Raw genomic sequence first — 26,237 nt, 5'->3', positions numbered from 1 at the left:
CTCGGAGGTTACTTTTTTGTAGCGGCTTGAATCAAATCAATATAAACAACAGCCAGCCGAACCGATTATTTAAAAAGGATTTATGAGCAACACCGACAAATACCGCAGCCGCCTGATTAACCTGCTGAAAGAGTTGTTTCAACTCGATCAGCCGGAACTGGATTTTGGCTTTTACAAAATCATGCACGCCAAAAGCGTGCAAATCAGTCGCTTCCTGGAGCAGGATTTACTCAACGTGATCCAGGACGCTTTCGGCGAAGTGGACGAACAACGGCTGTCGGAAGCCAAAGCGCATTATGAAGCCGCAATCGAACAGGCCAAGAAATTCGGTGCGCCAGACCCGGAACAAACCGATGGCGTTAAGGAAGCCAAAGCCCAATACGAACAAGCCAAGGACGGCGGCAATGCCGAGAGCGAAATCTACGACCATCTGTACCGCTTTTTCGAACGTTATTACGATAACGGCGATTTCATGTCGCGCCGTTATTACGCCCGCGAAAGCGACAACCGCGCCGCGTCTTATGCCGTGCCTTACGACGGCCGCGAGGTATATCTGCACTGGGCCAATAAAGACCAGTATTACATTAAAAGCAGCGAGTACCTGAGCAACTACAGCTTCGATCTCAACGAAGCGATTCGCCAGCAAGCGCAAATCGGAAAAATCGCAGACCTGGAGCAGTTCGCCAGCCATGACGAACAAGCCCTAAAAGTGCATTTCCGTATCGTCGATGCCAGCGAAGGCGAACACGGCAACATCAAAGCCACTGCCGATCAAAAGCGCTTTTTTTTGATTCATGCCGCCAAACCGGTCGAAATTATTTCCCTGCCGGAGGGCGAACAAGAACTGGTCATCAACTTCGAATACCGCACCGATCCGGACAAAACCGGTCAGGACGCAAAATGGCAGGAAACCCGCTTGCAGCAAGCCGAAGCAGCGATTATCCAGGCGTTGCAGGAGCTGAACGCCGCCGCGTTTTTACAAGCTCTGCAAACCCCGGCACCGACCGACAGCAAGGACAAACGCAGCTTGTTAGGCAAGTACCTGCAAAAATATGCTGCTCGCAACACCATGGATTATTTCATTCATAAAGACCTGGGCGGCTTTTTACGGCGCGAACTGGATTTTTACATCAAGAACGAAATCATGCGTCTGGACGACATCGACAACGCCGATGCGCCGCAAGTACAAAACTACCTAAGCAAAATCCGCGTGCTGCGCAAAATTGCCCTGCAATTGATCGCCTTCTTGGCGCAACTGGAAGAGTTTCAAAAAAAGCTGTGGCTGAAAAAGAAATTCGTTACCGAATGCCATTACTGCATCACCCTGGACCGCATAGCGGCCAAGTTTTACCCGGAAATTGCCGCCAACGACAGGCAACGAGAGGAATGGATCAAGCTGTTTGCCATCAATGAGATTGCCGGGGATTTAGCTACACCGGGTTACAGCGAACCGCTCACCGTCGCGTTTCTTCAGGCCAATCCTTATTTGCTAGTCGACACCGCGTTGTTTAGCGCCGACTTCGAACAACGGTTATTGGCGGAAATTCCCGATCTGGATGCTCAATGTAACGGGGTGTTGATTCATTCGGAGAATTTTCAGGCCTTGGGCTTGATGCAAGCGAAGTATCGGGAACAGGTGAAGTGTATTTATATCGATCCGCCGTATAACACAGGTGGTGATGGTTTTGCCTATAAAGATAGTTACCAGCATTCGAGCTGGTTATCGAATATCTATAGCCGACTAGCGTTAGCAAAATCCTTGCAAGCAGTTGATAGCAGCGTTTCCGTTTCGATTGACGATAACGAGATGGTTAACTTATCTTTGCTGTTATCGTCGCTTTATGGCGATGCATGCAAAATAGCCGATCTAATATGGCAAAAGCGATATTCCCCAGATATTCGCAAAGCAATTAGCGATGCGCATGAATATATTTTGGTTTACGCAACGGAACCTTCCCAATTCAAGGCAAAACGAAATTTATTGCCCTTAGGAAATGACCAAATCAAACAGTTTTCTAACCCTGATAATGATCCTCGTGGACCATGGAAAGCAGATAATTTTACAGCGCCCGGTTTCCGCCCAAACCAAATGTATGAAATAGAAACGCCGGATGGTAGAAAGCTTACACCGCCTCCAGGACGTTGCTGGATGGTTACGCAGGACAACTGTGAAAAGTTAAAAGAAGATAAACGTCTTATTTTCGGCAAAGACGGTTCTGGTCGTCCTGCGGTAAAACGGTTTTTGAACGAAATGGAAGGCATGGTTCCCTGGACATGGTGGGATCATCAGTCTTCCGGACATTCCCAAGAAGGTTTAAAAGAAGGCAGCGATCTATTTTCCAGGGAGGGTGCGTTTTCTACGCAAAAACCGACCCGGCTAATTCAAAAATTACTGCATATAACAACCTCAAAAACGGCTAAAGTCTTTGATTTTTTTGCTGGTTCTGGTACCACCGCTCATGCCACCATCAATCTCAACCGGCAGGATAATGGGAGTCGTAAATACATTCTCGCTGAACAAAATGACTACTTCGATACCATCTTAAAACCTCGTATCCAAAAAGTCGTCTATTCCAAAGACTGGAAAGATGGCAAGCCAGTGTCCCGCGAAGGTATCAGCCATTGTTTTAAAACTCTGCGTCTGGAAAGCTACGAAGATGTGCTGAACAATCTAGTGTTCAGGGAAGACGACGCCCGCGAACGCGCGTTGGACAACAACCCGGAGCTGCGCCGCGATTATCTGCTCAACTACTTTCTGGACGTGGAAACCCAGGGCAGCCAAAGCCTGCTGAACATCGCCGCGTTCCGTGATCCTTTTGCTTACCAGATGTGGATCAAAAAGCCGGGCAGCGAATCGCAAACTCTGCAAAGCGTCGATTTGGTGGAAACCTTCAACTGGTTGATCGGCTTGTGGGTATCGCACATGGCGGCGCCTCAAGGCTTTTCCGCCGACTTCGTCCGCGAAACCGACCCGGATTTGCCGCAAGATCAAAACACTCGATTGTTGTGCAAACGGTTGAAGCCGGACGCCCAAGGCGATTATTGGTTTCGCTTGGTCGAAGGCTATACCTTAAAAATACCAGGCGACGACTCGTCGAGAATTCCGACTTTGATCGTCTGGCGCAAACTGACCACCGATCTGGAAAAAGACAATGCGGTGCTGCAAACCTATCTGCTGGATAAGTTGCAGATTTCCCCGCGCGAACAGACCTATGGCGCCATCTACGTCAACGGCAGTCACACTCTGCCCAATCCGGTGATCGAAGGCGAACAAATCAAAGTGCGCCTAATCGAGGAAGCGTTTCATGCTGCCATGTGGTCCGGGGAATAAGGCATGAACAACAGCCCTTTGTCGAGGGTAAAGAAGATCGTCATCATCGCCGGACCGAACGGTGCCGGTAAGACGACTTTTGCCCGCGAGTTTTTACCCAACGAAGCGCATTGCCCGGTGTTCATTAACGCCGATTTGATCGCCGCCGGTTTGTCGCCGTTTGCACCGGAAGCCGCCGCAATCAAAGCCGGCCGCTTGATGTTGCAAAGCATTGAAGAGCATATTGCCAGAGGCGACAGCTTTGCGTTGGAAACCACCTTGAGCGGTTTGCATTACGCCCGCGCCATTCCGCAATGGCGAGCGGCTGGTTATGTGGTGAAAATGATTTTTTTGGAACTGCCGAACGCGGAAACCGCCATTGCCCGCGTCGCCGCCCGCGTGGCGCAAGGCGGCCACAACATCCCTGCCGAAACCATACGCCGCCGCTTCGAAGCCGGCAGGCGCCATTTTCATCAAACCTACAAAGCCTTGGTCGATGTTTGGCTGCATTTCGATAATGCCGGCGATCAAGCACAATTGTTGGACTGGAGCGAATCATGAACACCCAACCTTTAAATCAAGCCAAAGACGAAGACGCCCGCCAAGTGGAAATCGCCTTACGCCGCGCCGCGCAAAAAGCCCGACAACTGGCCGCGCAAACCGATACGCCGCTGGTGGTGGTACGCGATGGCCAGTTGCTGGTTGAGCATGTAACCACTCATCAGGCTAATAACAACTCGGTACCGAACAACCTCTAGGAACACTGTACATGGCTGTAAAACCTAAAGCCGCCAAGGCAGGCGGCAAAAAGAAATCCGGGCAAAGTTTGGCGTTTGCCGACAAGTTGGTCTTAAACCTGTGGATCATGGAATTGCTGGGCGTCGATACCTTTGCCGAGCATCAAGACGGCAAGCGCCGCGTTCGCCCCATGCAGATGCTGGCAAAGTTGCTGCGCGACAGTAAGGAAGGCCTGGATAGCGACAACCTGCATTATTTTTACCAGCAACTGAAAAGCGATTGGCAACCGACAGCAACTCTTAATCCGAATGCTTTGCTGGGTTACGAGCAAAACATTGTCGCGCATACCTTGCGGCTAAACGAAGGCCGCGAGCGCTCCATCGAATGGAAGTATTACCAATGGCTGTCGCTGTTGTTTGCGGAGATTTATCTGCATCAATACTTTACTGATCGCGAGCGATTGCTGGAACAATTGAACGATTACGTCCGCCGCTTCAATACGCATTGGCAGGCCAAGGAATTCAACACCGGCATCGGTGAATATTCGCTGGAAGACTTGAACAAGCTGTGTTTGCAAAACGCTACAGGTTCCGGGAAAACGCTGTTGATGCACATCAACTATCGTCAATTTGCCCACTATGCCACCGAATCCGGTCAGCACGATTTGGTGAGGCGAACCTTGTTGATTACCCCTAACGAAGGATTGAGCAGTCAGCACGAACAAGAGCTGAAGCAAAGCGGTATCGAAGTCGCGCGACTGGTGCTGGATAACAACGACATCGGCAGTACCACCAACATTTTCAGCAGTAGTTACGGTCATTTGAGCCGGGTCGACTTCATCGAAATTACCAAGCTGGGCGAAAAGGACGGCCCGAATACCATTGCCACTCGTAACTTGGGCGACCGCAACCTGATTCTAGTGGATGAAGGCCACCGGGGTATGGGCAAGGCCGAGGAAGAAGGCTGGATGAAGCAGCGCGAGCGTTTGGTGGAAAAAGGCTTTGCGTTCGAATACTCCGCGACTTTCAAAGAAGCGGTGAAAGCGGCGAATAATGCCAAAATCGAGGAAAGTTACGCGAAGGCGGTGCTGTTCGATTATTCGTACCGCTATTTTTACGAAGACGGCTACGGTAAGGATTACCGCATCTTCAACATCCCCAAATCTCAAGCCGAGCACGAGTTTTTGTATCTGTCGGCGTGTTTGTTGAGCTTTTACCAACAGTTGCGTTTGTATCGCGAACGTAAGCTGCAATACGCGGCGTACAACCTGGAAAAACCGTTGTGGGTGTTTGTTGGATCGAGCGTTTCTAAGGCTGCAGCGGCATCCGGTAGCGACCAGGAAACCGTCTCCGACATCGTTCGCGTGTTGAGTTTTATTGCCCAGTTTCTTGCCGAGCCGCAACAAGCCGTTAAAGCGGTGGCTACGCTGCTAAACGAAAATGCCACAGCAACCGGTTTGATCGATAACAAAGGCCATGACATTTTCCACGGTGCCTTTTTGTTTTTACGCGAGCGTTTGCGTAAAGGGGAGTCAGCCAACGATATTCATAGCGATATTCTCGCAACCTTGTTCAATAACCGAGCAGGCGGTCAATTGCATGTCTGGCGTTTGAAAGGTGACAGCGGCGAATTGGTACTGAAAGCCGGTCATGGCGATAGCTATTTCGGTTTGATTAATGTTGGCGATGCCTTGGGGCTATCGAAGCACGTCCAAGACACCTGCCCGCAGATTGTGGTGGATGATAGCGACTTTGTTGCCGCCCAGTTTGCCAGCATCAAGGAATCGTCTTCGCCGATCAATCTGTTGATTGGTGCCAAGAAGTTTGTCGAAGGTTGGGATTGCTGGCGGGTATCGACGTTGGGCTTGATGCGTGTCGGTCGTAGCGAGGGTTCGCAAATCATTCAGTTGTTTGGTCGCGGCGTGCGCTTGAAAGGTTACGAATGGTCGTTGAAACGTTCGCGAGCCGCTACGCCCGCCAAACAACCCGAATACATCCACTACATCGAAACGTTGAATGTGTTTGGCGTACAGGCCGACTTCATGGAGAAGTTCCGCGATTTTCTCGAAGACGAAGGGTTACCGGCAAATGACCGTAAGGAAGTGTTCAAAATTCCGATGAACGTGACCTACGACTTCGGCCACAAGCTAAAGGTGTTGCGGCCCAAGCTGAAAAAAGCCGACGGCCGCGAATACCGTTTTACCCGCGATGGCACCATGCCACTATTCGGCGGCGTGCCGGACGTCATGCGAAAAAGCCGGGTCGAAGTCGATTGGTATCCCAAAATTCAGGCGATAGTCGCGCGGGCAGTCAATGCCGGCGCGGCGGCTGCCGTGAACGTCAACGAGGCAGTGTTTACCGACGAGCAGATTGCCTTTTTGGACATTAACAAGCTGTATTTCGACCTGGAGCAATATAAGGCCAGAGAAAATCTGTACAGCCTGATCATCACTCCACAGGCCATTCCGGGTTTGTTAAGGCGTGCTGATTGGTACTTACTATTGGTTCCCAAACATTTGATGGCGATGAACAGTTTTGCCAACGTGCGGGTCTGGAATCAAATTGCCTTGGAGTTATTGAAAAAATACAGCAAGCGGTTTTACCTGAATTGTGTTGATGAGTTTATTCGACCGAGGTTGCAATACCGGGATTTGGAGAATGGCGACAGCAATTTGCCCACTGACTCCGAGTCTTACCAGTTAATTGTCGATGCCACCGAACAGCAACTGATTGACGACATCGAAAAGCTGAAGGCCGAAGTCGCAGCGAACTGGCAATCCAAAACACCCAAGCTGATTGAAGCGGGCCAGTTGAAAGCCATCGTATTGAGTCATCATTTATACCAACCCTTGCTGTATGCCGAGCGCGGTTGCCCGATTACGATTGCCCCGGTTTCTCTGAACGACAGCGAGAAGAACTTTGTGGTCGATTTGATGGCTTGGCTGGAAAATAACGAAGCCAAGCTCACCGAAAACAAAACGTCAATTTTCCTCCTAAGGAATAAGTCACGCGGCAGTGGTATCGGTTTTTTCGAGGCCGGTAATTTCTACCCGGATTTCATTCTGTGGGCCATCAAGGGCGATCAACAAGTGGTCGCCTTCATTGAGCCACACGGTATCGCTCACGAAGGGCCTGAGCATCCGAAAGTGCAGTTTCATAAGACCATTAAAGACATCGAGCAGCGTTTAGCCGATAAAGACAATATCCGCTTGGAAAGCTTTATCGTTACGCCTACTCGTTTTCAACTGGTTGAAGCGATGGGTTATGACCGGGAGTATTGGGAAGCGCGGCATGTGTTGTTTATGGATCATACACCTGCTTACATAAACATTTTGATGGGCAGCATTATTTAGACGAGGTTTTAACTGTTCTATTGAATAGCTAATTGTCATTTTATTGTCCTAATAGGTAGCACTTGCGCTCCAGCATTGACGCTATCCAGGTAATCAGCCCAGGCTTGCATCATCCGATGCCTTTCATCCAAATATTGCGCCCGATTGTAGGCCCGCTCGCACTTGATCACGTGGCGCGTGGGCCAACTGCCGCTCAATCGCATCCGGTGACCAACCATGTTCATTAAGTAGGGTTGAGGCCGTGGTTCTGAATCCATGCGCCGTCATTACGTCAGAATCGTAACCAAGCGATTTAAGCGCCGTGCGGATAGTGTTATCAGACATTGGGCGCCCATCACCACGGCTTGACGGAAATACATACTGCCCACCGCCGGTTAGTGGCTGAATGGCTTCCAGGATAGCTATAGCTTGCGTCGATAAAGGCACAATATGATGAAAATCGGTTTTGCTGATGTAAGGTCGCCATTCTCGCGCCACTAAGTCAACATCATCCCAGTACATTTGCCGGATTTCACCTGGACGTTGAAATAACAACGGTGATAATCGAAATGCCGATTGCACGACAAAGGTACCTTGATAATTGGATATGTCCCGCAACAATTGTGCTACCTGTTTAGGATCGATAATGGCCGCCCGGTGTTTAACCTTTTGCGCCGGAATCTGTTTGGCTACGGGTTGTGCTGGATCGTATTCGGTTAAGTTATGCACAATGGCGTAAGCAAATATCGAACTGATTTCCGCATGTAATCGGTGCGCCGTTTCAAGTTGCTGTTTTTGGATCAACGGTTTTAAGACTGCCAGTACATCGGCTGATTTAATTTCCTTTATGGGTTTATCGCCCAACGAGGGAAACGCCAAGCGCTCTATTCGACTGATTTTTTTTATGTGAGTAGTTGAACTTATTAGATGCTCGATAGACGCCAGCCATTGCCGGGTTACATCGGCGAAACTATCCAAAATCGGCAAACCTTCTTTTTGGCGGTTCTCGTTCTGTCTAACAAGTTGCTTGGCCGCTTTAGCTTGTTTGCGAATTTCGCCGGGATTGATTCCTTCGGCAATTTGCTGCCTTGCGTCCTCTGCTTGCCGCCTAGCGTTTTCTAAGGTGGTATCCGGAAGGTGCCAAAACCTAGCCTGTTTTGCTTGCCCTCAAACCGATAATCAAACTGCCATCTTTTCGTACCGTCATTTTTCACGAGTAGCGACAAGCCACCACCATCACTCCTTTTGTTGTACCTTGGCAGCCCTGTAAACCGCGTCTTTATTGAGTTTGATAGCCATTTTGCTTTACCAAATGTTGTACTGGAATTGCAATATTTTGCCAGTACAACGCTCAGTACAACAAATTTTGTTGTACTGGACTGGACTTCATTGCATTTAACTGTACACAATTGGACAATAAAAAACCCGCTAAGCCTTACAGCTTGCGGGTTTTTGCACTTCTTTGGATTTCTTCAAACCCTTGTTTGGTACGACGGGCGGTCTTGAATTAATCGACTAAAATACTGATAAACATAAATAAATTAATTGTTAAATTTTTTAATACCGTCAAATATACCGCCAATCGCCAATCTTACCCCCTATTCTCATCAACTGGGGCAACACACTCAAATTGCGTTTTTCGAAGCTTCCATGAGATAAAATTTATCCTAAATTGCTACCGGTCGATATGCTTTTCGAGCATCAGAAATAACTGTGTCATAACGCTCAACAAATTTTTCAAGTTTCAAACTGTCCACGTTGTAAGTCTCTACCCATTTACCAACCCCAGTGACAATGATCTCAATCAGGCTTAACAAATCAAACTGTTTCTCATTGCGCACCTTATCGAATAAAGTTGCACCCAAATTTACACAAGGGACAAGGCGCTGCACTTTGCCAGATAGTACCCGCCGAGAATGCAGATTCGACATGTGAAGTACACCATTTCGAAATTCCCATAGTTCACTTGCTTCAAGGTCAATTGAACTGAGTGAAGTATAGGCATCTAGCCATTTAACAAAACTCCCCTGTTCGTCACCAAACTCTACAAACGCCACAGTATCCACAAAAACCATTAATAATTTCGCGCTGGACACCAAAAAACCATTATTAAATAATAGCTTGATAGCCTTAAAGTAATCATCTTCAAACATTTGCCCAAAGTCGATTCGATTTTCAGAAGTGTAATGAACTAAGTAATCTACGAAACCTGCTGTTTTATCACTTAAATCTAAAGTCGAGCCAGTATAGGAATAACTAATCTTTACCTCACCGTTTTCGACAACAGTCATTGCAAACAATGGATCAGGTGGCGCATTAACAAGTTGGAAAAACTCTTCAAACATAGCTAGAGCCGTACCTAGCCGGTGTTTAGAATAATAACTCTCCAAGTTGATTTCAGGACTAACGACCTTTGCCTTGTACGCCCCACCATGATCTAACAAGGCCCGCGCCCTTAAAAACTCAATCTTTTTTTCATCAGAACCATCTTCGACGATGTTATATTGGACAAATCCCAAATCGGTTACGATTTTCCCATCGGTATAGACAAACAGGTTATAGATAACTTCAGGCATTACTGCGCCACATCCACAGTATCCTCAATCAACTTAGCCAAATCCGTTTGCCAAGTGCTTTCAAAAATCAAAGCACAGCGTACCTTTACCCCGTCGTCGTCCAATAGCTCCAACTCACCGGCGGATTGCAGCGTTTCCAATTGGAAGGCATCTGTACAGACTTCCAGCAGTTTTTTCTTATACGCCGTATCAGGATTATTCAAATGGTCGCCTTTGGTTTCCAGCACCATAAACCGCTCATGACCATCCTGATGGGATAGGGCAAAAATGAAGTCGGGATAAATTTTGTGTTTCTGCCATCCCTGTAAACCATAGCCTGATTGAGATTTGGCGACATTGCGGTGCCACCATTTCAAGGCTTTTTCGCTATCCAAATAAGTCGCCACTTTCTGTTCATAGCCGTTTAGATCATCTCTATAAACCGGATCGAAAAAACTATGCTCAACAACCTTGCCATCACCGCGCTGTAAAAGCGGGCTATCAGGTTGCCTTTGCGTCGGTATGTTATTCGGCATACGCCAGTTGTTTTTATCCGTGCGCAAACGAAATTGAATCCGACCGGCTTGCACTTCCCGCAAAAACACAACTTCCGCCAATCGGTCGCGTTCTTTGCTTAGACGTGCTCGCAAACTCTCGATCATGACACTGGTCATGGCCGCCCAGTCGATTGCGGACAACTGCAACTTTTCCAAATCAGCTAAAACCTTGCCAACCAGAGAACGTGCTATCCAGGGATTTGTCACGACATCGACAATAGCCCGCGTGACATAAGCCGGATCAAAATCCGCATCCACCTCTTCCGCTTTCACGGTTTCAGACTGGATAAAATCCTTGCTATTGGGATCATCCTCTAGGCCAATTCGGACAACTTGGGTTGTGGCCGCCTGAACCGCTTTAGGCAAAGTTGCCGCCAAACCTTCAAGATTGATTTCGCTCCAGTCGATGCGATACAAAATATCGGTTTCATATTCCAAATCCCGCACTTTATCCGCATCAATCCATAACACTTTCGGCAGGTAAATTTTGGTTTTAAGAAATTTCTCACGCGGCATGATCGTTCTGCCAATATTGCCGCTACCACCTTCACCACCAGCATCTCGAATACTGGCAACCAAATCCGCCATGCCGTCTTGCTCCAGTCCCTTGCGAATGGCATCAACAACTTCACCGGTTTTTGAATGGAAGCAAAATACATAGCATTCATCTAATGCCGGTATCGTTGTTTTGGTCGCATCGGGTTGTCGCAAAATACGGCCAACCAATTGCGTCATCGCGCCGCTACTACTCACTGGTGTCAATGAGCACAGTACATAAGCAAACGAGCAATCCCAGCCCTCCTGCAAAGCCTGTTTAGTAATGATGAAACGAACCTGATTAGTCGGGCTGAACAAGTCCAGATTTTCCGGCTGATTCAGTTCGTTTTTCTCGGAAGTCTTAATCGCAATTTGTTCTTGGCTTATTCCAAGTGATAGCAAATAATCCTTGGCATCCTCAGCATGCACCCGTAAGCCGTCACGCTGATCTTTGCCGGTACGCTCCACCTGCACCAAACAAATGGGCCGAATATAACGCGCACTTTCCGCACGTAAATGCTCTGCCTGATGCTGCAAAACGTTCAAACGTTCCACGCTTTCCCGCAGACAAACCCGCCAGTCATCGCCGCCGCGCACGGTGACGTTAATCGGCAGTTTAACCATGTCTTCCTTATCCAAATCGGTGCCGCGCACATCTACCAGCCAATTGCTATACATCGGCGGCGTGTCGCTGGTTCTGTCCACCGGCGTGGCGGTCAGCTCCAACACAAAAGACGGGTTAAAGCCGTATAAAGTTTGCAGTGCCAGCTTGGAATAACCCTTGTGGCCTTCATCCAACACCACCACAGGCTGAGTCAAGCGCAAAACATTACCCAACGATTCCTTAATAACTGCGCCAATGTTGGCGCTATCGCCATACACGTCCAGATTCGGTATTTGATCTAACAGCTCGGCATGCAGCAACACATCATCTGCTGACGGAAAAAAACCGTGCACGTTGCCCCGGTCACGAAATAAGCGCAATGATTCTTTGGTTTCCCGATTGGCTGATTGCAACATCAACAGCATTACGCACAATTGACTATCTACATCGTGGCTATTCAACCCATCCTGTTTTTCCAGTATCTTGGTTTTCCCGGCGCTGGCCCGGTCGAGAATTTGCCGGTAGGGATGTTGACGGTCGCGTAAGGCTTTAAGCGTTTGGGTATAAATCGACTCATTTGGCACGATCCACAACACAAAACCATGATTGCGCTGCAACCATCGGCTTTGAATCTTAGACACCGCATGAGCGGCCAAAATCGTTTTACCTCCGCCGGTAGGGATTTTAAAACAGACCGATGGCACGGCGCGGCCAATACCATCAATACGCGGACTAAATGGGATATTGGTTCTCGCCAAAGGCAGTTTGCCTGCTTTCCGCATCATATCCCAAGTCTCTTTGGGATAATCCGGCACAGGGCGAATTAAATCCGGGTCGGTTTCCAGTACATTGGCCTGTTGAATTTTTTGGGCTTTGGTTTGCTGAGTTCTCAACGTATCGAGATAGTCATCGAGGGTCTTCAAAACCGTTTGCTGGTAATCCTTTAACTCCATCATTTAGTCCTTTTCAATGCGGTACAACGCGAACGGCAACGGCGCATATTCCACACCTAGCGGTAACAGCAAGCGATTGGGCGCGTACTTGGCGGCGGCAAAAACCAGGTGGGATTTATCTTTATGGCTTTGGCCTATGCTTTCCGCCGCGCTCAAAGTCAAAGCGGCTTGTGGCGACTTCAAAAAGTCCAGATCGGGCTGGTAAATCAGCCAGACGTGATACTGACTACTACAGCCCAAATACCAGCGTTCGGCATCGATTTGTTCGACATTCAAGGGTTGGCCGGTCGCGGTATGAAACAACCAAGCACCCAAGGCCGAATAATCCGGCAGGGTTTCACCGGTCAGAATTTTATCGATGTCAAGCGGTTCGCCCAGCGTGTAAAAGGTAAAGCCGCCGCCCAAGCCAGCCACTTTTTCGGTGATTTTCTTCTCGCCGGTGACGATCAACTCGCCATCTTTGATTTCTTTCTTGATGTTATCGAAGCGCAAACCGTCGATATTCTCGATACTTTGCACATGCTGCAACAGCTTATGGCGCGGCCCGTCCTTGCTGAAATTGCTCCAGGTAATTTTCTCGCGGTGTAATTCTTCCTTTTGCGTACCATCAAATTCATAGCCATTGATGACCCGGCGCACCCGTTCGGCAGTCAGGTTGTCGGCATAATCCTCGCATTCGACCAAGATAAACTTGCGATTGCCGCCGTCTTTGGCGTTTTGGGCTAGGACTGCATGGGCGGTGGTGGCTGAGCCGGCAAAGGAGTCGAGGATTACAGAATCTTTATCTGTGGTGATTTGGAGAACACGCTTCATTAGCTCCACAGGTTTCGGCGTCGCAAACGGCGCGCCTTTGCCACCAAACACCTCGGCAAGGTATTTTTTTGCACCGTCGCTATGGTTTACTTCGGAATAACCCCAAATAGTCTGTGCAGGAACGGATTGTTGCACTTCGGACAAAAATCTCTTCAAGCGCGGTCGTGCCGTGCCATCTACCCCAAACCAAATACGGTTGTCGGCCAACAATTCGTCTAATTTTTCCTTGTTGTATCGCCAGCTTGTTCCAGGGGGTGGCAAGTATATTTCGCCATTCGGGCTGGTCACAGGATAAATGGCGTAGCCTCTTGCTTCGCTGCGGAGTAGATTGTCCGATGCCCAATCACCACGGGAGTCGTTGTCAGGGTTTTTATATGCAGCATCCTGAGCTTCCGTTCGAGTCAGTCCTTCAAAAAATATCCGGTCAACATCCTTGGCATAGACCAGCAGATATTCGTGCGACTCAGAAAAAAACCGTGTATCGCTCTTTGTACTGTATTTTTTCTGCCAAATACAAGTAGCAACAAAATTCTCCTCCCCAAAAATCTCATCCAGCACCATCCGTGCCCGGTGGATTTCATTATCATCGAGCGTCATCCAGAAACTGCCGGTGTCCGCCAACAATTCATGCAACAACTTCAGGCGCGGGTACATCATGCACAGCCATTTATCGTGCTTTAGCATGTCCTCCTTATTCACCGGATTGCTGTCAATCCACTCGCGAATGATCGGGCTGTTGACGTTATCGTTATAACACCAGTTTTCGTTGCCAGTGTTGTAGGGCGGATCGATGAAAATACAGTCTACCTTGCCCGCATAATGCGGTAGTAACGCCTTTAACGCATGGAGGTTGTCGCCGTGGATGATCAGATTGCCCGAATTCTCGCCGATGGATTTATCCGGCTGAGCGATTAACGGCCGAAACGGCACATTCAAATGATGATTGTAAACGTATTCCTTACCTTTAAAGTGCAGTTCCGGCATGGGTTAATCCTGTTGGTCTGTATGTCGCTCCTATCGACCGATAGCGCGGGTTGATGGGGTATTTGAATTGCTAAGCTATTTCGCTGGGTTTGGTTCTATGGACAAACCCGCATCACAAAAGCTTATGACTCTTGCATTTTGATTCCGCTTTGTTTGCAGGCAACCTCAATGAAATATCGCAAGATTTCCGGCGTCATCCAGGTTTTTTCGCACAAGTGCCAGACCCAATGTAAGAGTTTTTCGGAAGTATCACAGCGATTGATAGCTATGTTGTACTCATCCCCGACATTTATAACGATATGATTTTCTATTACATAGACGGTTTCGGCCAACTTCTGTCTTTGTTCGGCTGCATGTCGAGCAATTTCGGTTAAATTCATTATCTTCCTTAGGATTTGGGCATTACGATTTTGGCGCGAATGGTAACATCGATTGCAGCCGGAATAGCCGTTGCTTTCAGTTTAGTCACACTGCAACAGCCGTATTTGTAGTTGCTATCAGCGCCAACTCTATCGCTGAAAATTTGCTATCGATGATTTTCAGCTTTGCAGCAATCCCAGGTGTTGGTGTATTTTTTGATTCGCCATTGCTTTAACCACCGCCCTGGCAATTTCATCAGCGTTTTGGTTGACAGTAGATCGTGGCAACTTTAACTGCTGAATAATCTCGCCTTGCCTATGTTGTTGTACCTCGCCATAACTGTATAAGGTCGTTAAAACATCTTCATGGCCTAAATTTTGGCTCCAGGATTTAAATTCCTCTGGTGTTTGGCAAATCTGTTGCCCCAACGTCACCAAAGTTTTGCGAAAGCTGTGTGGATTAAAATACGGTAAGCCTGCCGTTTCGAAAGCCTCACGAAAAATCGTCCGTATCGGTGACGCATTACGCCAATGGGCTTGTTGCAGTCCTGCCGGTTTAAAAACCCTGTCTTCACCTACTATGACATTGGTTTTGGGAAATAATGGATCATCATTGCCCCAGAGTAACTCTATTTTCAGGTAGCGCACCCAGTCATCAACGATTTGCTGAATTTCGTCGCCGACGGGAAAGAAATAAGTGGTGAAGGTCTTACTGAATTTGGTGTCCACTTCTCTGGCATCCTGAAAAACGCAGTTTCCAACCATATCGACGTGTTTTAGCTTCATAGAAGCAATGGCGCTATCTCTCGCACCAGTCAACAAGGTAAAGGCAATCAGGGCGCGGTTACGGCGCTCTATGGCCGTGTTGTTAGACATGGATTCAATGACGTGCTTAATTTGCTCCAACGTGGGTACTGCGGTTTCACGCCTCGCCGTAGCAATCCGCACCTCTTTTTCCGATAAGTTGAAATATTCCGTATCGGTGTAGCTTATGCGGGATTTATAGCCGGGCTGCATGGCTAACCATTGGAAAAAGGCTTTCAACTGTCCAAGAGCGGAATGCATCGTTGATTTGCTCAGTGGCTTGCCGGTTTGCTGGTTGGTTTGTTTGGCTAAGTGGTTTTTAAATCCAACCGCTTGCTCAAAATGAAACGCCTTAAAATCGCGATACTTTGTATAGGTTTCAAAGCGACTGATCGCCTTGGCAACCGCATCGACTGAACTTTCATTCTGGCGCTTGGCTTCTTTCAAAAATATGAAATATTTGCGCTTGATGCGCTCATTATCGGGATTGTGTTTTGTCATGATTTCAACTCACTATTTAAAGTCACTGTTTAAGAGGGGTTTAGAACTCTCGTTTATGTGTTTCAGTGCTTTCGGTAATGTGATGTCCAGTTTGCCCCGAATATGTTCGATTTGATCGCCTCTAAGGTACTTATTAATGATGCTGTTGCAACAAGGACAGATACCAATGAGCCGCCCGTTACTGGCGTTAATCGCTTCATAATCCACCATATTTTCTGCGGGACATTTAGGTGTTTTGCAGCGCAAGCAATAAATTTCATGGGGCAGGCATTTATGCTTATTGCTTGCTCTTTTGGCTTGCAAATAACCACGCAAACTGGAACCCAGAATTAACAATGGCCTTTTATTGTCATTAATCGCCAATCCGTCTTTTATCCATGCCCGCACGGTGTTTTTATGTACAGAAAACAAATCGGCTACTTCTTCCACCGTATAGCTACGATGGATTTTTGCTAAATTTGAATTAGGTCGTTTAGCCATTATTTTTTCTCAATGACCAAATCAGCCTGCTTCCATTCGCCCAGTGATACCGCCTCTTTTCTATATAGGTATGGTTATAGTAGGTGTGTCCCAATAAGGAGCATGCAATGGTTTTGCAAGTCATTGAATTTTGCCTTTTGCGTACCCCAGAACGGTACACAAATTAGATTGAAATATTTTTGTGTACCGAAATGGAGCATACAAATTAGATATGTGTTCCCCTTTTCGGTACGGTTGCTTTAATTGCACGGTTGCCATTTCTCCCAGTCGTGGGTTGGCTCGCGATATTCGAATGGCATCCAGGTCAAACGCCATTCGCGGGCTTTGCTACCAGTTTTACTGTTAAACAGAGATTCAGTTTCACGAACAATAAAGCCACGCTCCTCGAGCACCTTAAATGCCTTACCGGCTGTTTCAGGTTTGCAGCCGATTTTCTTAGCCGCTTCTCTAACGCCATAGGCAACCGGCCTATCATTGCGCCATTGCATATGCAATAAATCCATTAAGACCTTGGCTGTCGGTGACATCGACTCATACGCATATGACTCGCGCATTACTCTGGAAACGACTAAGACCCCGCCTCGTCGATCAAAACTAAGCTTTACCTTGTTTTTCTTTGCCATCAATGCAAATTGGGTTACATTGGTAGAATGGATAACCAGTCAGCCAAATGGATCAACCCAACTTTTATACGTCTCTGAGTAACGAAAAGGTATTGCTGTAATTTTCGATTAACGGCCAGTTTGAAGCTGGTAATTTGAAGAGACTTTTTCATGCGGAACTTCCCACGCTGTTAATCAGTTCGCGAATATCTTCAACTCTCCAGGCGGTAGTTCTCTCACCCAGTTTGATGGACTTTGGATATTTGCCGGATTTAACGCCGTTGAGAAACGATGTTCTGCTGATAGGTAGAATTGCCGGTATAGGCGGCTCTGCTTTTGGATCGCCGACTATTTGCTTGAGACGCAAAAAACCGGTTTCCGGTAGTTGAGGACGAATAACCATGTAGTGCACCCCTGTGATGCTCGTTGTACATGATTACATTTTTCTGGTTTTGGTTGATTCTCGCTTGAACAGGGAAACCAAAATCAAAAAAACATGAATTTAGTTTCCTTCATTATCTGACATATAGCCATTTTCGTATCGAATGGCATTTATTATCGAAATAAGCCTTCGTCTATCACTACTATCAGTTAATGCTTTTGCCTGCTTTTCCATCAACTCCAGAATCTCGCAATCGCCTGTTGGTTTTGAGGTTTGAATTTCAGGAGTTGATTGATTTAGTGGTGCCGGTTCCTTTTTTGATGAAAATGCCGATATGACTTGATGGCTAATAGTTTTTGAATTGTTGTCATGAATCCGCCTGAGGGCCGCCACCTCAATAACTCGAGTAAGCATTTCATCATTTGCTGTATTGCGGATTGATCTATCTTCGACTGCCGGCCATCCAATTCTGACCAGATCGCCAATGATTGCAACAGAGGGAGGCATAGAAAACGAATAACAAAACTCTTCAGCGATTTTGGCAATCAACCAACGTAACGCTGGCTTGCCTTTTCCGTTAAAACCCGAAGGTATTGATTCGGCAGTCCATTTTGAAAGATCGGCCAGACCTTTTAAAAAAACATCTTCCTTGGCGTAACCCGGCAACAAAGTGGAGTGGGGCATTGCATCCAATAGCCTTGCGGCTTGGCTGGATTTTTTAGCCACTAGTGATGGTGGGCAACGAGGTATATCTTCTTTGCTTAGTTCGAACAGGGCCGAATATGATCGCGCTGCCACAGCCGCGAATTCAACTTCGTTAAGCCTTCTGCCAATCAGCTCGCGATTGTTCCATCGTACAAATGAAGGACTGTTTACACATCGAAAAAACCAGGCTGTTTGTTTTTTACCTGATCGACTAGCTACTTTGAAATCTCTAACTTGTAATGCCAGTTCTTCTGCCTGAACTGGTAGATCAACCTGAATAGATGCTTCAAGTATCAAGCGCCCTCCGTCATGGCGTGATGTTGTCCAAAAAAGGTTTAACCGGAAACGGGGGACGAATCCCGCTTGTTGCCCCGTCGGGCTATCCGGCTTACATTAATTATATCATGTTCAATTACTTTTCCTGAACGGTATGACCTGCGCCCCCGCTTTTAGGCTATCCAAATAATCAGCCCAGCTTTGCATCATCCGTCGCCGTTCTTCTAAATACTGAGCACGATTGTAAGCAGCTCTAACCGCATCCCTTGGCATATGGCAAAGCTGCCGCTCAATAGCGTCTGGACTCCAGCCCTGTTCGTTTAACAGTGTTGATGCTGTTGTTCTAAAGCCGTGCGCGGTCATAGCATCGCTGTCATAGCCCAGCGATTTAAGCGCAGTTCTTATGGTGTTATCCGACATTGGCCGGCCATCGCCTCGGCTAGATGGAAACACATATCGCCCGGCACCAGTTAGCGGTTTGACCGCTTCCAATATTGCAACAGCCTGAGTCGATAACGGTACAATGTGTTGCACTTCTGTTTTAGTAACAAAATACCGCCACTCCTTAGCATCAAGATCAACATCCTTCCATTCCATTTGCCTGATTTCTCCAGGCCGCTGAAATAAATAAGGGGATAATCTGAACGCACATTGCACAACAAACGTACCTTGATAATTGCAAATATCCCTTAGCAATTGCGCCACATCTTTAGGCTCGGTAAGCGCCGCTCGATGTTTAACTTTTTGAGCAGGTATTTGTCCAGCCACTGCTTGAGCAGGATCATAATCGGTAAAACCGTGAGCAATTGCATAGGCGAACGCCGCGCCGATCTCACTATGTACTCTGTGTGCAGTTTCTAATTGACGCTTTGCGATTAATGGCTTGATGATCTTGTAAACATCAGGTGATTTGATTTCAGCGTGAACCATGTTTCCAATCACTGGAAAGACAAATCGCTCGAATCTTCTGATTTTCTTTTGCTGCGTGATTTCCCTAACTGTATGTTTGACTGAAGCGAACCAATCACGAGTCACTTTTTCGAATGTATGATCTTGTGTGATCTTGTCTTCTTTCTTGATAGCGCATGGATCGATACCGTCCGCAATTTGCTTTTTGGCAGTATCTCTTTTTTCTCTAGCTTGCTTCAAACTAGTTTCAGGATAAACACCAAGCGCTAAAGTTTTGCGTTTGCCCCCAAAGCGATAATCAAGCCTAAAGTATTTGCCGCCATTGGGATTAACCAACAAATACATGCCCTTTTCATCAGGCATTTTGTAAGGCTTTTCGGTGGATTTGGCGTTTTTTATGGCTGGATCAGATAACGGCATGACGGTATCAACTTAGGCAACTTGTAATGTACCGTCATTTGTACCGCTCAACATGACGGTATGTCAATACACCCTATTGAACCTAATTGGACAACAAAAAACCCGCTAAGCCTTGCAGCTTGCGGGTTTCTGTACTTCTTTGGGCTTCTTAAAACCCTTGTTTGGTACCGACGGGCGGACTTGAACCGCCACGACTTGCGTCACCACCCCCTCAAGATGGCGTGTCTACCAATTTCACCACGTCGGCTTTATTTGTTGCTAACTTATTTTGCCGCTGGCTTTTCGACTTCTTTGATAGCCGGCGCTTCAGGCAAGGTAACATCCTGAATCGGTAAGCTGCCGTCCGCAGGCACGCCTTGCGTTAACGGTACATCAGATTTAACGGGTTCAGCAGCAGGTGTCGAATCCAATATGACGTCGGTTTTTTTACCTTGATAGCCGCTTAACACGGCCAAACCTAGGCTGGTAATAAAAAACAAGGTGGCGAAAATAGCCGTGGTTCTGGACAAAAATGAGGCGGAACCTTGAGCGCCGAATACCGAACCGGACGCGCCGCCTCCAAAAGTCGCGCCTGCATCAGCGCCTTTTCCTTGTTGCATCAGGACTAAGCCAACGATGCCTATACCCAGGAAGATGTGAATAATTATTATGATTTGGTACAACATAAAGACCTTAATCGGATGAAACTAAACCGAATGGCAAATTTGCAGGAAGCCTTTTACATCCAGAGATGCACCACCCACCAAACCACCATCAATGTCCGGCATTGCAAACAAGCCTTTTGCGTTATCTGGCTTGACGCTACCACCGTATAAAATTTGTACTTTTTCCGCGATTACCGGATTTCTATCGGCAATCCGCTGACGAATGTACTTGTGTACTTCTTGCGCTTGCTCGTCGGTCGCCACTTTGCCGGTACCAATAGCCCAAACAGGTTCGTAAGCGATGACAGCGGTTTCGAACGCTTCGATGCCTGCGGCGGCAATCACGGCGTCCAATTGTTCGTCAACCACTTGGAAGGTTCTGTCTTGCTCGCGCTCTTCAAGAGTTTCACCAACGCACAGCACAGGCACTACACCTTTGCTCAAGGCTTGGCAAAAACGTTTGGCAACCGATTCGTTGGTATCGCCGTAATAGCTGCGACGCTCGGAGTGACCCACCAAGGCATATTTGCAACCGACTTCGCTCAGCATTGCTGCTGATACTTCGCCGGTATAAGCACCGGATGCTTGGTCGGCAACATTTTGCGCGCCCAATGCGATGGGGGATGCAGCCAATACGCTACGAATATCTGACAAATAGACGAAAGGAACGCAAACCGCTACTTCTTGCTGAACATTACCAAGACCTTCAGCCAAAGCTTGAGCAAGTTTTTGCCCATCTTCCAGCGAGCCGTTCATTTTCCAGTTACCCATAATCAAAGACCGACGCATTACATCCTCCGAGCTAAATAAGACCGCATATAATATCGAGTTAAACCTTTTAGTTCAAGCCGGAATCGCTTTCTTGACATCCGCCGCCAGTTGGTTAGCAAACCTCACAACCTCGTCTTGATCAACACCTTCCACCATCACTCTGATCAAAGGCTCGGTGCCGGACGATCTCAGCAATACCCTGCCCCGGTCTCCCAGTTTTTTCTCTACTGCTTCCACGGCTTTTTTGATGCTGTCGATCTCTTCAATTTTGACTTTTTTGTCGGTCTTAACATTTACCAACACTTGCGGGTATTTGCTCATACTGGATTTAAGCTCGTTCAGGCTTTTGCCGGTACGTTGCATTTCCGCCAACACTTGCAGGGCAGAAACAATACCGTCGCCCGTAGTGGTTTTATCCAGACAGATAATATGTCCGGAGCCTTCGCCACCGAGCATGCCTTTGTGCTCGGATAACATTTCCATCACATATCGGTCGCCTACTTTGGCACGCAGTAGAGGTACGCCGACGGCTTTTAGCGCGTGCTCCATGCCCAGATTTGACATCAGCGTGCCAATCACGGGCCCGAACAGTTTGCCTTCTTCCAGGCGTGATTTAGCAATGATGTAAATCAACTCGTCACCATCGACTATCTCGCCTTTGTGATCGACCATGATAATCCGGTCGCCATCGCCATCCAGCGCTATGCCCAGATCGGCGCGAAATTCGAGTACTTTAGCGGCCAGATTTTCCGGCTTGGTCGCCCCGCATTCGTCGTTGATATTCAAACCATCCGGTTCAGCACCAATCGTAACCACCTCGGCCCCGACTTCACTGAAAACATGTGGCGCAATGTGGTATGTCGCACCATTGGCACAATCGATAACAATCCGCATGCCTTTAAAATCCAAATGCGGCGGCACCGTTGCTTTGCAAAATTCGATGTAGCGGCCGGCGGCATCGCTGACCCGTTTGGCTTTGCCCAGTTTTGCCGATTCCACCGTGGTCATCGGCGCATCCAAATATTGTTCGATCTGGTGCTCTACGTCATCCGGCAATTTGGCGCCATCCACCGAGAAAAACTTGATGCCGTTGTCGTAGTATGGATTGTGGGAAGCACTGATCACAATGCCGGCTCTGGCTCTTAAAGTCCGAGTCAAGTACGCAATACCCGGCGTGGGCATAGGTCCCAATAAACGGGTATCCACACCAGCCGCCGACAAGCCCGCTTCCAACGCTGATTCGAACATATAGCCGGAAATGCGCGTGTCTTTGCCCACCAACACGAAACCACTGCCTTCCTTGGCAAAGACTCTGCCTGTCGCCCAGCCCAGCTTTAGCATGAAGTCGGCAGTAATAGGGTATTCACCGACTTTGCCGCGGATACCGTCAGTGCCAAAATATTTTTTTGCCATACTCAAATTCTCTTAACTAAATCCCAAAAAAAAGAGAGGCCGGAGCCTCTCTCGCTTTTGCCGTTAAGGCATCAGCCTTGCTCGGCCGCGCCTCCGATTGATGGGTCGGTATCTTTTTGATCCCAATGATCATTTTTGATGCCGCCACTGGAAGACGGCGTATCGTCCTCCCAACCTTTTGGCTCTCTCACCGGCTTTCTTTCCATCAAATCATCGATCTGATATTTATCGATGGTTTCGTACTTCATCAAAGCATCTGCCATCGCATGCAGAATATCTTCGTTTTCCTTCAGAATCGTTTCCGCTCTTTCGTAATTTCTATCAATGATAGACCGGATTTCTTCGTCGATGGTGTGCGAAGTCTCTTCAGCTACAGATTTATGTTGGGTGACAGAGCGGCCCAAGAAAATTTCACCTTCTTCCTCGCTATACGCCAAAGGACCAAGACGTTGCGACAAGCCCCATTTGGTCACCATGTTTCTAGCCAACTCGGTGGCACGCTCGATGTCGTTGGAAGCACCGGTAGACACTTGTTCCCAGCCAAAAATCAATTCCTCGGCAATCCGGCCGCCGTACAAGCTGGAAATCATGCTGTCGAGTTTACGTTTGCTAGCGCTGTATTGATCGCGCTCAGGCAAGAACATCGTGACACCCAACGCACGACCACGCGGCATGATGCTGACTTTGTAGACAGGATCGTGCTCAGGAACCAAACGACCGACGATAGCGTGACCGGCTTCGTGATACGCGGTCATTTTCTTTTCTTTCTCGTCCATCACCATGGAGCGTCTTTCCGCACCCATGATCAGCTTGTCCTTGGCTTTTTCCAAGTCCACCATACTGACCAAACGCTTGTTGTAGCGCGCAGCGAACAGGGCCGCTTCGTTAACCAAGTTAGCCAAGTCAGCACCGGAAAATCCTGGCGTACCTTGTGCGATATATTTGATTTTGACGTCATCCGCCGCAGGGACTTTTTTCAAATGCACATTAAGAATTTGTTCCCGGCCTCTCACATCAGGCAAGCCAACTACCACTTGACGGTCGAAACGGCCTGGACGCAACAAGGCTTTATCCAGCACGTCGGAACGGTTGGTTGCGGCAATAACGATAATACCTTCGTGACCTTCGAAACCGTCCATTTCAACCAGCAATTGGTTCAAGGTTTGTTCGCGCTCGTCGTTACCACCACCTAAGCCGGCACCACGTGAACGACCAACCGCATCAATCTCGTCGATAAATATGATGCAAGGAGCATGCTTCTTCGCTTGTTCAAACATGTCACGCACCCGTGAGGCACCGACACCGACGAACATTTCCACAAAGTCCGAACCGGAAATAGTGAAGAATGGCACTTTCGCTTCGCCGGCAATCGCTCTGGCCAACAAAGTTTTACCGGTACCTGGAGGTCCAACCATCAAGGCGCCGCGCGGCACTTTACCGCCCAATTTTTGGTATTTTGCCGGGTCTTTAAGGAAGTCGACCATTTCTTCGACCTCTTCCTTGGCCTCGTCGCAACCAGCAACGTCGGCGAAAGTCACCTTGTTTTGATCCTGATCCAGCATCCGCGCTTTGCTTTTACCAAAGCCCATTGCACCGCCGCGACCACCGACGCCGCCGCCTTGCATTTGGCGCATAAAGAATACCCAAACCGCGATCAGCAACAAAATAGGACCGAATGATACGAAGATTTGCATCAGCATGGACGGCTCTTCGGGAGGTTGAACGGATATTTCCACACCGTTAGCCAACAGATCGTCGATCAAATGCGGATCGTTAGGCATATAAGTCTTGAACTTATCGCCGGAGACCATTTTGCCTTTGACAGTATTATCGGAGATCGCAACCTGCTGAACTTGTCCAGCTTTGACAGCGTCGATCAATTGCGAGTACGAAAAAGTCGCGTCGCTACGAATCGCCCGCGACCCGAAACTGTTGAATACAGCCATCAACACTACGGCGATGACCACCCACAAAATTAAATTTTTAATCATATCGCTCAAGTTACGCGCTCCGGCCTGGAATGGCCTCAAAATTTAAAAACCGAGTAATTGTATCAGGACTACTCGCATCCCACCGCCATCATAGCCCTATGAACGGCGACTTTCGCAGTTTTATTTAAAACCTTTCGCCAAAATATACACTTCGTTACTTCTGGGCCGCGAAGCTTTAGGCTTTCTAATCACCACACTGCTGAACTGCTGACGCACTTGATTATAGTATTCATCAAATCCAGCGCCCTGAAACATCTTGATCAAAAACGTCCCACCCTTAGCCAGTATATGTTGCGCGGCATCCAGGGCCAATTCGCCCAAATAAATCGCCCGCGGCTGATCCATTTCCCGGCTACCACTCATATTGGGGGCCATATCCGACAATAACAAGTGAACCGGTTCGCCATCAAGCACTTTATAGAGCTGCTCAAGCACGTTGCCTTCCCGGAAATCGCCTTGAATGAAATCCACGCCGTCAATAGGATCGATAGCCAACAAATCCAGCGCAATCACCTTATTTTTTTTACCGACGATTTTGCTGACATATTCCGACCACCCGCCCGGTGCAGCGCCTAGGTCAACTATATTAATACCAGGTTTTATGATTTTGTCTTTTTCTTGGATTTCTATCAGCTTGAACACGGCGCGAGAGCGGTAGCCCATGGCCTGCGCTTTCTTGACATACTCGTCTTGGAAATGTTCCTGCATCCATTGCTGGCTACTTTTGCTGCGTGCCATATTTTCTATTCGTGTAAAATTGCTGGGTTTTTAAAGTTTAAGGAAACAGAGTGAATCCTATTCAAAAGAAAAAGCTGAAAGCTGAAGCTCACCCGCTAAATCCGGTGGTGATTATCGGCCAAGCTGGCTTGACCGAAGCAGTTATCAAAGAAATTAATGTAGCGCTGGACGCTCACGAGCTGATAAAAGTCAAAATTCGCGCGGAAAGAGACGAGCGCGCCACTATCAGAGATCAAATCTGCGAGCAAACCAAGGCGGAACTGGTGCAATCTATTGGCCAAATAGCCGTTATTTATCGTTTGAACCCCAAGAAATAAAGTCAATGGGGAGGCGCTCCTCCCCATCAACCAATCACCTCAAATATATTGGACCGAGAGAATCTCGTATTCGATATTGCCACCCGGCGCTTTTACCGTCACCACATCTTCAACTTCCTTGCCGATTAATGCCCTAGCAATCGGCGACCCCACGGAAATGCGGCCTTCCTTGATGTTGGCTTCGTCTTCGCCGACGATCTGATATGTCACCGTTTTGCCGGAATCGAGATCCTCGATTTCCACCGTTGCGCCAAATACTACTTTGCCGTTGGCTTCGGTTTTAGTGACATCAATGATATTGGCGTTGGATAACTTGCCTTCGATTTCAGCGATGCGGCCTTCGGCAAAACTTTGCTGTTCGCGCGCCGCGTGGTACTCGGCATTTTCTTTTAAATCGCCGTGGGCACGTGCTTCAGAGATAGCCTGAATGATACGCGGTCTAACCACGGTTTTAAGTTCTTCCAATTCGGCGCGCAATTTGTTGGCACCCACCACTGTCAGTGGAAATTTTTGCATTTACTGCTCCCCTCTTGAATTCAAATT

The 26,237-nt window shown here is 47.9% G+C and carries 22 protein-coding genes, 1 tRNA gene and 1 pseudogene; 5 read left to right on the top strand and 19 right to left on the bottom strand.

What is annotated here, in order from left to right; translation table 11 throughout:
* The first annotated feature begins 82 nt into the window (after positions 1-82).
* Genes EBB_RS09550 through EBB_RS09535 form a run of 4 tightly spaced genes read left to right on the top strand, consistent with a single transcriptional unit; the run spans position 83 to position 7,400 of the window.
* Positions 83-3,331 carry a site-specific DNA-methyltransferase gene (locus EBB_RS09550; RefSeq protein WP_192393485.1) on the top strand — a complete coding sequence of 1,083 codons (3,249 nt, stop codon included), beginning with the start codon at positions 83-85 and terminating at the stop codon, positions 3,329-3,331.
* Positions 3,332-3,334: 3 nt separating this feature from the next.
* A complete protein-coding gene (locus EBB_RS09545) occupies positions 3,335-3,871 on the top strand; it encodes an ATPase (RefSeq protein ID WP_192393484.1) in 537 nt (178 codons plus the stop codon).
* Positions 3,868-4,068: a hypothetical protein gene (locus tag EBB_RS09540; protein ID WP_192393483.1), complete on the top strand. Its 201-nt coding sequence runs from the start codon at positions 3,868-3,870 to the stop codon at positions 4,066-4,068. Before EBB_RS09545 ends, EBB_RS09540 begins: the two co-directional genes overlap by 4 nt.
* Positions 4,069-4,079: 11 nt before the next feature.
* A complete protein-coding gene (locus tag EBB_RS09535; protein WP_192393482.1) occupies positions 4,080-7,400 on the top strand; it encodes a DEAD/DEAH box helicase family protein in 3,321 nt (1,106 codons plus the stop codon).
* A 123-nt stretch (positions 7,401-7,523) separates the two neighbouring features.
* On the opposite strand, the gene EBB_RS09530 is transcribed toward EBB_RS09535, so the two are convergent.
* The 18 genes and pseudogenes from EBB_RS09530 to rlmE all read right to left on the bottom strand — a co-directional run bounded on the left by EBB_RS09530 (position 7,524) and on the right by rlmE (position 25,377).
* Entirely contained in the window at positions 7,524-8,357 is an 834-nt protein-coding gene (locus EBB_RS09530) for a tyrosine-type recombinase/integrase (protein WP_192393481.1), read from the bottom strand.
* A 120-nt stretch (positions 8,358-8,477) separates the two neighbouring features.
* A pseudogene (locus EBB_RS26675) lies at positions 8,478-8,593 on the bottom strand (Arm DNA-binding domain-containing protein); the annotation flags it as partial.
* 453 nt (positions 8,594-9,046) lie between these two features.
* Positions 9,047-9,955, bottom strand: a complete 909-nt coding sequence (locus EBB_RS09525; RefSeq protein WP_192393480.1) for a hypothetical protein — start codon at positions 9,953-9,955, stop codon at positions 9,047-9,049.
* Positions 9,955-12,588, bottom strand: a complete 2,634-nt coding sequence (locus EBB_RS09520; protein ID WP_225587295.1) for a DEAD/DEAH box helicase — start codon at positions 12,586-12,588, stop codon at positions 9,955-9,957. The genes EBB_RS09525 and EBB_RS09520 overlap by 1 nt, the downstream gene beginning before the upstream one ends.
* Positions 12,589-14,382, bottom strand: a complete 1,794-nt coding sequence (locus EBB_RS09515; RefSeq protein WP_192393479.1) for a site-specific DNA-methyltransferase — start codon at positions 14,380-14,382, stop codon at positions 12,589-12,591.
* Between the two features lie 122 nt (positions 14,383-14,504).
* Positions 14,505-14,762, bottom strand: a complete 258-nt coding sequence (locus tag EBB_RS09510) for a hypothetical protein (protein ID WP_192393478.1) — start codon at positions 14,760-14,762, stop codon at positions 14,505-14,507.
* 159 nt (positions 14,763-14,921) lie between these two features.
* Complete coding sequence (locus tag EBB_RS09505) at positions 14,922-16,046, bottom strand: tyrosine-type recombinase/integrase (RefSeq protein ID WP_192393477.1); 1,125 nt, start codon at positions 16,044-16,046, stop codon at positions 14,922-14,924.
* Positions 16,047-16,058: 12 nt separating this feature from the next.
* Complete coding sequence (locus tag EBB_RS09500; RefSeq protein ID WP_192393476.1) at positions 16,059-16,526, bottom strand: helix-turn-helix domain-containing protein; 468 nt, start codon at positions 16,524-16,526, stop codon at positions 16,059-16,061.
* A 239-nt stretch (positions 16,527-16,765) separates the two neighbouring features.
* Positions 16,766-17,149 carry a GntR family transcriptional regulator gene (locus EBB_RS09495; RefSeq protein ID WP_192393475.1) on the bottom strand — a complete coding sequence of 128 codons (384 nt, stop codon included), beginning with the start codon at positions 17,147-17,149 and terminating at the stop codon, positions 16,766-16,768.
* A 148-nt stretch (positions 17,150-17,297) separates the two neighbouring features.
* Positions 17,298-17,531, bottom strand: a complete 234-nt coding sequence (locus tag EBB_RS09490; protein WP_192393474.1) for a helix-turn-helix transcriptional regulator — start codon at positions 17,529-17,531, stop codon at positions 17,298-17,300.
* Between the two features lie 99 nt (positions 17,532-17,630).
* Positions 17,631-18,512, bottom strand: coding sequence for a hypothetical protein (locus tag EBB_RS09485; RefSeq protein WP_192393473.1), 882 nt, complete (start codon positions 18,510-18,512; stop codon positions 17,631-17,633).
* A 111-nt stretch (positions 18,513-18,623) separates the two neighbouring features.
* Complete coding sequence (locus EBB_RS09480; RefSeq protein ID WP_192393472.1) at positions 18,624-19,820, bottom strand: tyrosine-type recombinase/integrase; 1,197 nt, start codon at positions 19,818-19,820, stop codon at positions 18,624-18,626.
* A 162-nt stretch (positions 19,821-19,982) separates the two neighbouring features.
* Positions 19,983-20,067, bottom strand: a tRNA-Leu gene (locus EBB_RS09475).
* A gap of 16 nt (positions 20,068-20,083) precedes the next feature.
* On the bottom strand, positions 20,084-20,419 hold the full coding sequence (secG, locus tag EBB_RS09470; protein WP_503466900.1) for a preprotein translocase subunit SecG: 336 nt from the start codon (positions 20,417-20,419) through the stop codon (positions 20,084-20,086).
* An 87-nt stretch (positions 20,420-20,506) separates the two neighbouring features.
* Entirely contained in the window at positions 20,507-21,253 is a 747-nt protein-coding gene (tpiA, locus tag EBB_RS09465; protein ID WP_192393470.1) for a triose-phosphate isomerase, read from the bottom strand.
* Positions 21,254-21,307: 54 nt separating this feature from the next.
* Positions 21,308-22,648, bottom strand: a complete 1,341-nt coding sequence (gene glmM, locus EBB_RS09460; RefSeq protein ID WP_192393469.1) for a phosphoglucosamine mutase — start codon at positions 22,646-22,648, stop codon at positions 21,308-21,310.
* A gap of 71 nt (positions 22,649-22,719) precedes the next feature.
* Complete coding sequence (gene ftsH, locus EBB_RS09455; RefSeq protein ID WP_192393468.1) at positions 22,720-24,639, bottom strand: ATP-dependent zinc metalloprotease FtsH; 1,920 nt, start codon at positions 24,637-24,639, stop codon at positions 22,720-22,722.
* A gap of 120 nt (positions 24,640-24,759) precedes the next feature.
* Positions 24,760-25,377: a 23S rRNA (uridine(2552)-2'-O)-methyltransferase RlmE gene (gene rlmE, locus EBB_RS09450; protein WP_192393467.1), complete on the bottom strand. Its 618-nt coding sequence runs from the start codon at positions 25,375-25,377 to the stop codon at positions 24,760-24,762.
* A 50-nt stretch (positions 25,378-25,427) separates the two neighbouring features.
* Here rlmE and yhbY point away from each other — a divergent pair, with 50 nt between their 5' ends.
* Positions 25,428-25,694 carry a ribosome assembly RNA-binding protein YhbY gene (yhbY, locus tag EBB_RS09445; RefSeq protein WP_192393466.1) on the top strand — a complete coding sequence of 89 codons (267 nt, stop codon included), beginning with the start codon at positions 25,428-25,430 and terminating at the stop codon, positions 25,692-25,694.
* Positions 25,695-25,733: 39 nt separating this feature from the next.
* On the opposite strand, the gene greA is transcribed toward yhbY, so the two are convergent.
* Positions 25,734-26,210, bottom strand: a complete 477-nt coding sequence (gene greA / locus EBB_RS09440; protein ID WP_020485125.1) for a transcription elongation factor GreA — start codon at positions 26,208-26,210, stop codon at positions 25,734-25,736.
* Between the last annotated feature and the right edge of the window lie 27 nt (positions 26,211-26,237).

Origin of the sequence: Methylomonas fluvii (genome assembly GCF_014850975.1) — a bacterium.
In the GTDB taxonomy this organism is placed as follows: domain Bacteria; phylum Pseudomonadota; class Gammaproteobacteria; order Methylococcales; family Methylomonadaceae; genus Methylomonas; species Methylomonas fluvii.
The sequence above is the reverse complement of the archived record's forward strand: the minus strand, read 5'-3'. Positions and strand labels throughout refer to the sequence as shown.